This is a genomic window from Halomonas sp. NYA30, from assembly GCF_976980765.1.
On record NZ_OZ334477.1, the window covers coordinates 4,336,129 to 4,349,158 of the forward strand.

General features: G+C 54.6%; 12 protein-coding genes. 2 read left to right on the forward strand and 10 right to left on the reverse strand.

Annotated elements, in window-relative coordinates:
• Positions 1-59: 59 nt before the first annotated feature.
• Genes ACWI0H_RS20060 through ACWI0H_RS20070 form a run of 3 tightly spaced genes read right to left on the reverse strand, consistent with a single transcriptional unit; the run spans position 60 to position 2,734 of the window.
• A complete protein-coding gene (locus ACWI0H_RS20060; protein ID WP_101146833.1) occupies positions 60-830 on the reverse strand; it encodes an ABC transporter permease in 771 nt (256 codons plus the stop codon).
• Between the two features lie 60 nt (positions 831-890).
• On the reverse strand, positions 891-1,673 hold the full coding sequence (locus ACWI0H_RS20065) for an ABC transporter ATP-binding protein (RefSeq protein ID WP_101146834.1): 783 nt from the start codon (positions 1,671-1,673) through the stop codon (positions 891-893).
• A gap of 2 nt (positions 1,674-1,675) precedes the next feature.
• The gene (locus ACWI0H_RS20070; RefSeq protein ID WP_232774920.1) at positions 1,676-2,734 is read right to left on the reverse strand and encodes an ABC transporter substrate-binding protein; all 1,059 of its coding nucleotides are present in this window, start codon (positions 2,732-2,734) and stop codon (positions 1,676-1,678) included.
• A gap of 391 nt (positions 2,735-3,125) precedes the next feature.
• Here ACWI0H_RS20070 and ACWI0H_RS20075 point away from each other — a divergent pair, with 391 nt between their 5' ends.
• Positions 3,126-4,679 (forward strand): BCCT family transporter, encoded by a 1,554-nt coding sequence (locus ACWI0H_RS20075; protein ID WP_485874349.1) that lies wholly within the window; start codon positions 3,126-3,128, stop codon positions 4,677-4,679.
• Between the two features lie 25 nt (positions 4,680-4,704).
• Here ACWI0H_RS20075 and ACWI0H_RS20080 read toward each other — a convergent pair whose 3' ends face one another.
• Entirely contained in the window at positions 4,705-5,526 is an 822-nt protein-coding gene (locus ACWI0H_RS20080; RefSeq protein WP_485874350.1) for a flagellin N-terminal helical domain-containing protein, read from the reverse strand.
• 74 nt (positions 5,527-5,600) lie between these two features.
• The gene (gene folK / locus ACWI0H_RS20085; RefSeq protein ID WP_101146838.1) at positions 5,601-6,047 is read right to left on the reverse strand and encodes a 2-amino-4-hydroxy-6-hydroxymethyldihydropteridine diphosphokinase; all 447 of its coding nucleotides are present in this window, start codon (positions 6,045-6,047) and stop codon (positions 5,601-5,603) included.
• A 173-nt stretch (positions 6,048-6,220) separates the two neighbouring features.
• Between folK and ACWI0H_RS20090 the strand changes: the two genes are divergently transcribed.
• Positions 6,221-6,967: an SDR family NAD(P)-dependent oxidoreductase gene (locus ACWI0H_RS20090; RefSeq protein WP_336273487.1), complete on the forward strand. Its 747-nt coding sequence runs from the start codon at positions 6,221-6,223 to the stop codon at positions 6,965-6,967.
• Positions 6,968-7,089: 122 nt separating this feature from the next.
• On the opposite strand, the gene ybiO is transcribed toward ACWI0H_RS20090, so the two are convergent.
• The 5 genes from ybiO to trhO form a co-directional block, all read right to left on the reverse strand.
• Positions 7,090-9,477, reverse strand: a complete 2,388-nt coding sequence (ybiO, locus tag ACWI0H_RS20095; RefSeq protein ID WP_485874351.1) for a mechanosensitive channel protein — start codon at positions 9,475-9,477, stop codon at positions 7,090-7,092.
• 119 nt (positions 9,478-9,596) lie between these two features.
• The gene (locus tag ACWI0H_RS20100; protein WP_485874352.1) at positions 9,597-10,028 is read right to left on the reverse strand and encodes a YqaA family protein; all 432 of its coding nucleotides are present in this window, start codon (positions 10,026-10,028) and stop codon (positions 9,597-9,599) included.
• A gap of 16 nt (positions 10,029-10,044) precedes the next feature.
• Positions 10,045-10,866, reverse strand: coding sequence for an IclR family transcriptional regulator domain-containing protein (locus tag ACWI0H_RS20105; RefSeq protein WP_101146842.1), 822 nt, complete (start codon positions 10,864-10,866; stop codon positions 10,045-10,047).
• Between the two features lie 147 nt (positions 10,867-11,013).
• Positions 11,014-11,835, reverse strand: a complete 822-nt coding sequence (locus tag ACWI0H_RS20110; protein ID WP_485874353.1) for an enoyl-CoA hydratase — start codon at positions 11,833-11,835, stop codon at positions 11,014-11,016.
• Positions 11,836-11,922: 87 nt separating this feature from the next.
• Entirely contained in the window at positions 11,923-12,876 is a 954-nt protein-coding gene (gene trhO, locus ACWI0H_RS20115) for an oxygen-dependent tRNA uridine(34) hydroxylase TrhO (protein ID WP_336269361.1), read from the reverse strand.
• Positions 12,877-13,030: the final 154 nt, after the last annotated feature.

Below are 13,030 nucleotides of genomic sequence, written 5' to 3' on the forward strand. Positions count from 1 at the left end.
CATAAAAGCTGACAATGCCAGCGAGTCAATACCACAACGATACGTTGCCGCTGCGGCAGTTAACGCCCCTGACCACGATGGGCCCAGGCGGTCATGCGTTTTTCTAATTGGGCAAACAGTTCGTACATCACCATCGCCATGGCGCTAATCACCAGCAGCCCGGCAAATACCAGCCCCATGCGCATTTGCGAACCTGCGCTCATCATCAAGTAGCCGATACCTTGATTGGAGGCGACGGTTTCCGACACTACCGTGCCTACAAAGGCCAAGGTAATCGCCACTTTTAGCGAGGCAAAAAAGTACGGCAGCGAACGCGGTAAACCGACCTTCAAAAGCACATCCATACGCCGCGCACCCAGTACGCGCAGCACGTCTTCCATCTCAGGTTCCAGCGTTGCCAGGCCAGTCGCGACGTTGACCACAATGGGAAAGAAGCAGATTAAAAAGGCGGTAAGAATCGCCGGTACCGAACCGATGCCAAACCAGACCACTAAGATAGGCACGAACGCCACTTTGGGAATGGCATTAAAGCCCACTAGCAGCGGGTAACAGGCGTTATATAGAAAGCGTGACGAGCCGATAATAAAGCCCAACACCAATCCCACCGCGACGCCCAGACCAAAGCCGATCAGCGTGGTCCAGAAGGTCTGCCAGGAATGCATAGCGATAGGCCCGGCGTAGGTCACCAGCGCTTGGGCGGTTTCCAGGGCGCTGGGGAGGATAAAGCTAGGCACATCAAACACCCGCACCGTGACTTCCCAGATGACGACCAGTGCGACCACTGCAATCCAGGGCGCCAGCCTTTCAATTAACTGATTATTTTTCGTCATAAGTGCGCCTTTCATTAAGTGCTACGTACGTTTATTAAGTACGGTTATTAACTACTGCCATTAAGTACTGCGCACTTCGCCAATCTGGGCGCGCAGTTCCTGCACCAGATCAATAAAGGGTTTTTGGTAAGTGGTTTCCAACGCCCTGGGGCGAGGAAGCTCGATTTGGCGACGCTCGATCACTCGCCCTGGGCGACAGCTCATGATGTAGACGGTATCGGCGAGAAAGGCTGCTTCGCGCAGGTCATGGGTTACCAACACCACGGTGAAACGCTGCGCTTCCCACAGGTCGCGCAGCACGCACCACAGCTCTTCACGGGTAAACGCATCCAGCGCACCAAACGGCTCATCGAGCATTAATAAGCGCGGCTGGTGAATCAGCGCTCGGCAAATCGACGCACGTTGCTGCATGCCACCGGAAAGCTGCCAGGGGTACTGGTCTTCGTAGCCTTCAAGCCCGACCGTTTTGAGCAGCTTGCGTGCCCAACCGACAAACTCTTCCCGGCGTTTGCGAAACTGATAGCGGTAGGGTTTAACGATTTCCAGCGGCAGCAAGATATTTTCAAGGGTAGTGCGCCAGGGCAGTAGGTTAGCGTTCTGAAACGCCATGCCCGATATTTTAAGCGGCCCGGTCACTGGCTCACCATCCACATTAATGGCGCCGCCAGTGGGCGACTGAAGACCCGTACACAGCTTCATGAAGGTCGACTTTCCACACCCGGATGGGCCCACGAAGGCCACAAATTCACCCTCGTGGATGCTCAAATCGATCGCTTCAATAGCATTGCCGCTGCCATCGTAGGCGTGACTCACGTTGTCAAAAGTAACAAAACCAGCCGCCATTCTTATTTGCCTTCTTGATCGAATAGTTGGCGTTCATCGCTCGGCGGGAGGTAGTGTGAATCGAACACTTGATCAGGCGATGGCAGCGTCGGCAGGTCGTAGGCATCGGCAACCAGCTGAATAGCTTCACGCAAGCGCTCTTCATCAACACCGCCAACGCCATACTCGCGTGCATCCGGGGTGTCTACCACGCTATCCAGGGCCAGTTTCAAGCGCCGGGTTTCCATGTCCACATCGATTAAACTATCGCGCTCTCGCACATACTCAATTGCCGCTTCTGGGTCTTCAAGTGTTTCCCCCAGGGCGCGATTGAAGGCACGCAAAAAGCCCTGCACGGCGTCAGGATGCTCCTCAGCAAACTCATCGCTGGCGATAATGGCATTTCCGTAAAGCGGCACCCCATAATCGGAGAATGGCATGATGGTGAGCTCATCTTCACTCATGCCACGCTCTTCAAGGTTGAGCAGACTGGTGAAGTAGAAACCGGTAATGGCATCCACATCACCACGGCTCAGCAGCGTTTCGCGTAGAGAGGGGTCGACGTTCTGCCACTCAACGGCGTCGGCTTCGAGATCATTGGCCTCGGCAAAAATCCCCCAGGCACGGTAGCCGGTATCAAAAGCGGGCGCGGCAATGGTTTTACCGGCTAAATCCGCCGGGCTTTCAATACCGCTATCTTTACGGGCAAAGACAGCCGCAGGCGTGCCGTCGTATACAATATAAACACCGCTGATGCCGGGGCCATCAGGGTTTTCGGCTAAAAACTCCACCAGCGCATTAAGATCACCAAATCCCATTTCGTAAGCACCAGAGGCAACGCGGTTAATCGCCCCCGCGGAGCCGCTACCGGAATCAATTTGTACATCAAGACCTTCATCTGCAAAGTAGCCGCGGGCTTCAGCCATTAGAAAGGGCGCCGCTGGCCCTTCAAAGCGCCAATCTAGTTGGAAGCGAATCGTTGTCTCTTCGGCCTGCCCCAGAGTAGGCAGCCACAAAAAAGCACTAGCGCCTGCTAGTGCAGTGCGTTTCAACCCTCGAATAACTGACAATGAAGCGTTCATAGCGAGCTCACCTTGTATACAAAAAACGTGCTGTATACTTAGCATGGACACTGCCAATTTTTAATAAAACAATTAAATTCAAATAGTTAACAGCCAGTCATATTAACTAATTGAGTATTTAGAAGATTTTTCATGCCCCAGTACTTGCTCCCAATGTCCCACATGCTTTATTAGGGTGCACTTAAATAGCATTGCGCACCAAACTAGTAACTTTATTAGACGTTGGTCTATATTGGCGTTATACTGTGCTTAGTTTCCTGTCCTCGCGCCATTCATTGAATGGCGCTTTTTTTTATCCGTAATTTCTCTGTGTTCGTGCATGACATGCTTAACGACGCACTTTGATAGGCTAGATTTCCGCTCCTTCCTGCTCCCCATAAGGTAATTTGATATGACCCAACCAAGCCCCAACGCTGAGGGCTCTCAACGGTTTTCGCTTGGCGATCCTATTGTGCTGATCTTGAGTATCGGCTTTATTGTCGCTTTTCTGGCGCTGTCGTTTTACGACGTAGCGCTGGTGGCGGATAGCATCAGCGCAGGCTTCGCGTGGACGGCGTTAGTTTTAGGTAGCTACTTTCAGCTACTACTTTTGATGACGTTCTTTATTGCCATCGGTTTAGCCATGACGCCAGCTGCAAAAGCGAAAATCGGCAATTTAGATGCACCAGAAATGAGCACGTTTAAATGGCTCTCGATCATTTTGTGCACTCTGTTGGCGGGTGGTGGCGTATTTTTTGCCGCAGGTGAGCCGATTTATCACTTTGTAGTAACGCCGCCCGCCTTTGATAGCGAAGCGGGCACTGCCGAAGCTGTTTCTGGTGCGCTAGGCCAATCCTTTATGCACTGGGGTTTTATGGCCTGGGCGGTACTGGGGTCATTAACCGCAGTGGTTCTCGCGCATGCGCACTACGTAAAAGGCCAGCCGCTGCAACCACGCACGCTGCTCTACCCGATACTCGGTGAGCGCTTAATGCGTGGCCCACTGGGCGGTTTAGTCGACGCCTGCTGTGTGATTGCGTTGGTGGCGGGCACGGTGGGGCCCATTGGCTTTCTGGCCACTCAGGTTAGTTTTGGTCTTCATGAGCTGTTTGGCCTGCCGGAAGGCTATACCGGCCAACTGATTATTCTGGGCATACTTGCCAGCATCTACGTGCTCTCCTCCATGAGCGGCGTACACAAAGGCATTCAAATACTCAGCCGGTTTAACGTGCTGCTGGCGTTAGGTATTGGGGCAGTGATTATTGTCTTTGGCCCAACGCTGTTCCTGGTCAATAGCTACGTTTCCGGTATGGGCGCTTATGTCAGCGAATTCTTTACCATGGCGACCATGACCGCTGAGACGGCACCAGCGTGGTGGATGCAGTGGTGGACGGTGTTTTTCTTTGCCTGGTTTATCGGCTACGCACCGGTGATGGCCATTTTTGTGGCGCGAATTTCCCGCGGTCGCAGCATTCGCGAAATGATTGTGGCGGTGGCGATTCTCGCCCCTATCGCCACTACCGTTTGGTTTACCCTGCTCGGTGGCTCGGGTATCTATTACCAGCTCACTGGCGTGATTGATTTAACCGAAGCACTTAATAACTTTCAGTTTGATGTCGCGACGCTGACCGTCGCCCAGGCGCTGCCCGGCGGCACCTGGATGGCACTGGCAATTTTAATGCTGACGACGATTTTCGTAGCCACCACCGGCGACTCAATGAGCTATGCCATTGCTGTGGTCGGTGCGGGTCATGACAACCCCAGCCCGGTAATGCGAGCCTTCTGGGGCATCGCTATGGCGCTCATGGCGGCGGTACTGCTCTATATGGGTGCCGGTCAGATTGGCGCGTTGCAGCAGTTTATCGTCATCACCGCCATTCCGGTGTCGTTGATACTGCTGCCATCGCTCTGGAATGGCCCTCAAGCGGCCTACGCCATGGCCCGCGAACAGGGCATTATTGAATAGGTAAGCCGCTCTGGCCCTGGCTAATTTATAATCCTTCCAGTAGGCGCAAAATCATCTGCGGCTGCTGGTTGGCCTGGGCCAACATAGCGATACCTGCTTGCTGAAGGATCTGTGCGCGAATCAGGTTTGAGACTTCCTGGGCGTAATCGGCATCCTGAATACGCGAGCGGGCGGCGGAGGTATTGATAATATTGCTATTGAGGCCATCGATAACGCTCTCAAAACGGCTCTGCACGGCGCCCATATAGCTGCGTTGACGATCTAGCCGCTTAATCGCCTCATCCACCCTATCAATAGGTTTTTCCGTCCCATTGCCATCATCCAGTACGCTTAAGCCTTCCAGCGCCAACCCCTGCAAGTCCATACCTTCAAAACGCACCGCGATGCTATCGCCAGCGTTCGCGCCAACCTGAATGTTTAATGATTTAGTCTCATTAACCAGTCCAATGCCATTGAAGTTACTCTGCTCGGCGATGCGGTCAATCTCTTCCAAGCGCTGGTCAATCTCGTCCTGAATCGAGACAAGATCATCAGACGAGTTGGTGCCGTTGGCCGCTTGTACGCTTAGTTCGCGAATGCGCTGCAGGTTATCGTTAATCTGATTGAGCGTGCCTTCCGCCGTTTGCACCATGGAGATGCCGTCATTGGTATTGCGAATTGCCTGAGTCATACCGTTGATTTGCGCCGTCATGCGGTTGGCAATCGCCTGTCCCGCCGGGTCATCTTTAGCACTATTGATATGCAGCCCGGATGAGAGGCGCTGCATAGCGGTCTGCATGGCTTGCTGACTGCCGCGCAGGTTATTTTGCACGGTAAGCGACATCAGGTTGGTATTAAGGCTGAGCAACGCACGCCTCCGGAGGAAGTTAACCGACCCAGACGCTGGCGGCTATAACGTTACTATCGGCCTAGCCATAAAAATCATAAGCGTTTTACTGGCTCAAGGGTGCGGCCGCTGCTAGCGAGAACTTCGTCGACCGGTACTTTGACATAGTCATGCTGGTAGTAACCCTCATCCACAACTTCCCCATCCCACGCCACCATATCGAGATCCATCGTGCGTGGCCCCGACTTAATCGCGCCGCGTACTCGACCCAACCGGTCTTCCACTTCCTTGAGATAGGCACGAAACGCTGCTTGCTCAAGTGAAGTGCTGACTAATAGTGCAGCATTTAAGAAATCAGGCTGCTGCTGATAACCTACCGGTGTTGTGCGTATCGCTTTTGAGCGCGCCAAGAGCTTGCACTCCTGGCTAAGAATCGTTAGCGCCTGATCAAAATAGTGCTCAGGGTCGATATTGGACCCCAGGGAGATCAAACATTCATGAAGGGAGACAGCCTGTTCGCTAGGCAATGTCGTGGGGGGCATGGCGACATCCTATGTTAGTGGCGTTTTCTAGGAAACATGGAACTACCCTATTGTGAGCCAGCGTTATAAATACCTCCAGGCCCCTGCCATGTTCAAGCTCTGTATAAGTTATTGACAAACGCTGCACTCACGCAGAGAGTTTTGCATATCCATAAAACGATAGGGAACGCTTTATGCATCAACAAGCTGCTTTGGTCACCGGCGGTGCCACTCGCTTGGGCCGATACTTTTCTGAAGCATTGGCCGACGCGGGGTATGACATTGCACTGCACGTTAATCGCTCCCGCGAAGAGGCTGAAGAGGTCGCCAGCGGTATTCGCGCCAAAGGACGAGAGTGTGAAATATTTCACTGCGATTTTTTAAACGACGACCTAAACGTCTTAATACAGTCGGCAAAGCAGCGTTTCCCAGGGCTTAATTTGCTGCTGAATAGCGCCTCCGCCTATGAGCCTGCACCGATTGCCGGGACGGATCTGGCGATGCTGGAAGCTCAGTTCCGAGTCAATATGTTTACCCCGCTACTGCTGACGCGCCACTTTGCCGAGGTGGTTCAAGAGGGCCAGGTGATCAATATCATTGATAACAAAGTGGCCTATCATCAATACCCGTACGCAGCGTATTTATTGTCGAAAAAGAGTTTAGCGGAGATGACCCGCATGGCGGCGCTTGAGTTCGCCCCGCGTATTCGCATTAATGGTCTTGCCCCTGGCGTGGTGCTGCCTGCCTCCCAGCGCACCAGTGACTATGTGCAGTGGCGTATTGAAGGCATTCCGCTGAAACAGCAGGGAGAACCCGCCCATCTTGTACAAGCACTGTATTACTTGTTGGACAATACTTTTGTAGCTGGGCAAATTCTGTTTGTCGATGGCGGGGAATCAATCAATATTGAGGGGCGTCACTCGGAAAACTATACATTATAAGCATGCGTTATAAGCCGATGCTTCTTTAAGAAGCGGCAGCCCCTAACAATGAGCGTCGTTAAAACGCAACGAGGCCGCCCTAAGGCGGCCTCGCTTATGCTTACGGTGTCGTCAATCACACACTACCTTTCATCGACGTCATCGTGGTCAGGCTTAAGATGATCAGGTTCACGGGTTTGCTGAACACTCGCCTGGCTATCACTCTGAACAATGGGCTTCTCTTCCACATCCTTCTCTTTAGCGGTTGACTCCAAGACACGCACATTGGCAGGTGGTGTCTTCCCATTTTTGGTCTCACCAAAGTAGAGCGTGGTGTGTGGGAAGGGAATTTCAATACCCGCCGCATCAAAGCGCAACTTCACCAAGCGATTATAAGCGCGGCCAACACCCCACTGGTCGCCCGGCGTGGTTTTGATCACCACACGAATGTTCACGGAGCTATCTGCCAGGGCCACCACACCAGCCACGGTTAGGTCAGCGAGCAGCTTATTCCCGTACTCTTCGCTGGCTTTGAGATCTTCAAAGGCCAATTGGAGCTGCTCAATAGCTTCGTCGATGCTCTCGTTATAGCCAATACCGTATTCGCCCACATGGTTGCCGTACTCACGCATGTAGTTGGAAACGGTGTCCACACTCGAGAACGGCACGATGTGATAGGTGCCAGACAAGTCGCGGATGCCGACCGAGCGAATGCTGAGCCGTTCGGCGGTACCTGTCACGCCACCCACCGTGACCACGTCACCGGTGTTCATGGCATTTTCTACCTGAATAAACACCCCGGTAATAACATCTTGCACCAGCTTCTGCGCGCCAAAACCAATCGCCAGACCGAGTACACCAGCACCGGCGATCAGCGGGCCAATATTGATGCCGATTTCCGACAGCACAATCATGCCGGTAATGGTCACCATGGCGATGGCCAGCGCATTACGGAACAGACTAAGCAGCGTTTTCGCCCGCGCGGAAGGTTCGCCATAGCCGGTTTCCGGGTTGAGTTTATGCTCGATCAGGCTCGCCAGCCCCAGCCACACTGCTAGCGCGACAATCAAAATTACCGCGACACTGATCAAATTGCCGACCAAATTGGCACCACGTTCAGAGGCATACCAAGCGGCTAGATCAAACGCGCCCCAGGCGTTCAACACCATCATGATGACCACGATCAGAATGACGGTACGCAGCACACGCAGTGCATTGGGAACGTAACTATTCAGACGCTTTTCAAGCAGCGGCAGTTTGCGCCGCAGGTCGTCTGACAGCGTGATACGGCGGCCAATGGTCTGGGTAAGGAAGGACGACACCAGCAGTCCGACCACGATGGCGGCCAGGGACTTCAGGGTGGCAAACATCACAAAGGGTAGCGCATCGCCGGGCCGCGTTAACGTCAGCACAAACACGATTAAGAAATACAGCAGCGCGAACAGGTGCCAAGTGCGGGCAAATAGCTGCAGGGAAACACGGCTGGCGGTTAAGGTTGATTTTGCCGCCATATCATTCAGGTTATTGCGTAGGCGGAGGCGGTTCTTAAGCACCACAGCCACGGCATAAATAAACGCCAACAGCATGATCAGCGTGCCGACTGCCTGGCCTAACGACGCCGCCACATAGAAATTAATCAACGGCACCACGACCATCAGGCCGTAACCTACCATGCCAATCAAGCGCGCCAACCAGCGGTTCCAATAGGACGCTTCCTGGGTCGAAATAGGCAGTAGGCGCAGCCCTTCATAGTGTGAAGAGAACAGCATCCGCACCCCGGCTTTGAGCAACTCGATCACCAGGAAGGCATTTAAGAATAGGGAGGCGCGGGTAGACAGCTCACCCGCTTCACCAATCGCAAAGGTAGCTAATAGATTGCCACCTACGTAGGAAACGCTTACCAGCAGTACATCTATCACCGCCGCAATGGCCACACAGGTAATCAAGCGCAACACGGGTGTTAAGTTACTACCGTTCAGCGACCAGCCACTGATTTTCGTAAACAGCGGCTTCGCCAAGCGCCTGAAAATCATAAACATCGCAAAGGTCGCGACAATCACCAGGCCCAGATTAATCGCCGCACTGGTGAACGCGGCCATGTCAAAGACACTATCGGCTTCTTGACCGGCGAACAGCCCGCCTACAATGCCAACCACTTGCTCAAACTGCCCGCCCACGTCGCTAACCACACGACTAGTGAGTTCGGCTAGCTGGCGCGGCAACGAGACATCCTCCGGCGCTATCTCACTGCCTTGAGCGGCAGCTTCTGGCGAAAGCTCATTGGCAATTCCCTCGGGCAGCGCTGAGGCTTGACTGCGCAACATCTCAATCAACTCTTGGCGCGACTGCTCATCTTCCAATAAATTGGCCAGCGCCTCGTAAGATGTCGGGGCCGAGGCTTCTGATGATGCCGTGCCTTCGGCGCTGGCCGATTCACTCGGCGTGCTCTGTGCCATGGCTGGCGTGGCCAATAGGGCAATCATTGCCAACAGCCAGACACCTAGCCAGGGTAGTAAACGAAGTGGCTTCACACCTTAACCTCCTTTTGGGTGAGTGTTCTTTTCAATCTAACGGCTGCCTACACTCTACACTGCCTGTGCAGCTTGTTAAAAAGTTGTACAGGGTAACATGCCTTAATTAATAAGACGTTTTATTGGCACAGTGGCGCTAGCCAGTAGTGCGCGAGCAGTAATACCACAGCGTAGCGGGCGCCCTTAGCGATCACAATCCACGCCAGCGACCGCCACCAGGGCAGCCGGAACACGCCGGCCAACACGGTAAGGGGGTCGCCAATAATCGGCGCCCATGAAATCAGTAGGCTTAGCTCACCAAAGCGGTGATACCAACCCTCTGCACGGGCTAGGCTACGTGGCGAGGCAGGAAACCAGCGACGGTCTTGAAACCGGCGGGCATAGCGGCCTAATGCAACGTTGATCATGCTGCCCAGGGTATTGCCGGTAGTGGCGACTAGCCACAGCGCCAGCGGTGGTTCGCCCATACACCACAGCCGCGCCAGCCACACTTCCGACCCGCCGGGTAGCAGCGTCGCGCTGACGAAGGCGACAAAAAAAAGGCTTAACATAACTCAGCGGCCCGCGTTAGCGTGGCACCTGCCCACCCAGCTGTTGGGTGATTTCATCGGCCGTTTGGCGAACCAGTGCGCCCAGCGTTAACAGACGCGCTTCAGGGATACGCGCCATGGGGCCTGAAACGGAAATTGCCGCCAGCGGGGTACTGTGTTCGTCAAAGACGCAGGCGGCCACGCAGTGCAGGCCGATCGCATGCTCCTCACGGTCACAGGCAAACCCCTGAGCGCGAATTTGCTGGGTTTCCTCTTGCAGGGTCTCGGGCTGATAAAGCGTATTAGCGGTCACTCTGGCAAGCTCGCGGCCATCCAGCAATTGAGCGCGCTCATCATCAGGCATCCACGCCAGCAACGCTTTACCGACACCGGAGGCGTGTAACGGCGCGCGGGAGCCAAGACGGGTGATCATGCGCATCATCTGGGGCGACTCATGCTGGGCGAGAAACACCGCCGTCTCCCCATCGCGGATACCCAAGTTGGCAGTTTCGCCGGTTTCGGCCGTTAGGCGGCGCAAAAATGGCCGGCTGGTGGCCACGACATCGCGCGCTTCAAGGAAGCTATTGCCGATGCGGAAGGTTTTGACATCGATTCGCCACAGGCCCTGCTCGTTCTCCTGGGTGACAAACCCCTGGCTTTGCAGTGCTTGTAACAGGCGATGGGTGGTCGATGGCGCTAATTCGGCCATTTCCGCCACTTCCGAAAGGGCGAGCCCAAGGGGGCTCGCCGCAAGATACTCCAACAGCGTTAAGCCGCGTACCAGCGACTGGCTGTGCCCGCCGCTGGCTTTGGCGGTATTCGCCGGACGACCGACCGTCCTGCGCTTGGCTTCACTCACCTGGCGATCTCCTAAAAGGCGCTCCTACCTGAAAACGCCTTTGCTGACGGCGCCTTCCCTGAAAACATAAAGGGCGTCAGGATAACGTGCCAACACGGCCGTTGTCGCGTTTACGGAAACGAATTCCATTCATTCATTGGCGTTATCTTAGCGATGTCGCCATTGCGGTGGCCGCTTAGCCATAAACGCATCAATCCCTTCGCCCACATCCTCGGCTAACATGTTGCAGGCCATGGTTTCTCCGGCGAAGGCGTAGGCTTCATCAAGCGGCATAGCAAGCTGACGGGCAAACATGGCTTTTCCCGTTCGCACCGCCACGGCGCTTTTCGCGCAGATACTAGCGGTCAGTTCTTTCGTTGCCTCATCCAGCGCATCATCTTCGGCCACACGATTAATCAGCCCCCATTCCGCCGCCTGCTCGGCGCTAATAAACTCGCCTGTCAGCAGCATTTCCATGGCGCGCTTACGTGAAACGTTACGCGACAGCGCCACCGCTGGGGTGGAGCAAAACAGCCCAACGTTGATACCGGAAACCGCAAAGCGGGCGCTGCGCGCCGCCACCGCCAGATCACAGCTCGCGACCAGTTGGCAACCCGCGGCAGTGGCGATGCCCTGAACTTTAGCAATCACCGGCACAGGAAGATTCACAATGGCCTGCATCACTTCGCCACAGCGGGCAAAGAGCGTTTGGTAATAGGCTTTATCGGGGTTAGCGCGCATCTGCTTAAGATCATGGCCAGCACAGAAGGCTTTGCCTTCGGCGGCAAGTACCACACAGCGCACGCTGCTATCGTCGGCAATATCAGCTAAGGCATCGTGGAGGGCTTGCAGCATGGCTTCCGAAAGCGCATTAAAGCGCTCTGGCGCGCTCATTGTCAGCGTTGTGACGCCCTGCTGGTCAAGGCGTTGCAGGATGGTGGCAGGTGAAGATAGCTCTTCAGAAAAGGATCCGTCAGAGGTGGTGGGCATGGTGAACTCCTGAATGTGAGTAACACAGTGCCCATCAGTCTAGCGCACAAGCTTTGCGTGCAATGCTTGTGCGCTACACCATTTTTATCAGGATTTTTTCATCAAACGGGTATCGCGACCCAAGGGGTGCGGTTCGCCGCGCGCTTTGGCGAGGTCAATCTGGCGCTGGCGCTCACGCGCAGCGTTGCGGGTCTTCTCCGGCAGCGAATCGATGCAGTGGGGGCAGCTAATGCCCGGCTCATACGCAGATGACTGCATATCCTCGGCGGAGATTGGCATACGGCAGGCGTGGCACTGCTCAAACTCGCCTTTGCTCAAGTCGTGGCGAACCGTCACACGGTTATCGAACACGAAGCACTCACCGCGCCAAAGCGACTGCTCTTCCGGGACTTTTTCCAGGTAGTTCAGCACACCACCTTTCAGGTGATAAACCTCTTCAAAGCCCTCTTTGAGCATAAAGCTGGAGGCTTTTTCGCAACGGATGCCGCCGGTGCAGAACATCGCTACTTTTTTGTGCTTTTCCGGGTCGTAGTGCTCGCGCACGTACTCGGGAAATTCGCGGAAAGTGGTGGTCTTAGGGTCTATCGCCCGCTCAAAGCTACCTATCGCCACTTCGTAATCGTTGCGGGTATCGATCACCAGCACTTCCGGGTCGGCGATGATGTCATTCCAGTTTTCCGGCTCGACGTAGGTGCCCACGGTGTCGTTGGGGTCGATATCCGGTACGCCGAGGGTAACAATCTCTTTTTTGAGTTTGACCTTGGTGCGGTAGAACGGCGTTTCGTCGCAATAGGACTCTTTATGATCAATATCGGCCAGACGCGGGTCGGCTGTCAGCCAGGTAAGCAGGCCGTCAATGCCTTCGCGACTGCCCGCCACCGTGCCGTTGATGCCCTCTTTAGCGAGCAGCAGAGTGCCTTTAACACCGTTATCGAGCATGGTTTGGTGAAGCGGTTCGCGCAGCGCTTCGAAGTCGTTCAGGGTGACAAATTTGTACAGCGCCGCGACCACAATGGGCGGCATTTGGATGGGTACTGACATGTAAAGCTCCAGGTAGTCATCCTCGTAAAGGACGGACCGGGTTATTAAGACGCGCATATTCTAGCGCAACCTGGCGCTGAAAACGTCGATTTATTCGACAGAAACGTACTGAAACCTTCACCCCACGCGGCGTCAACGAGGCGTATATTGTCAC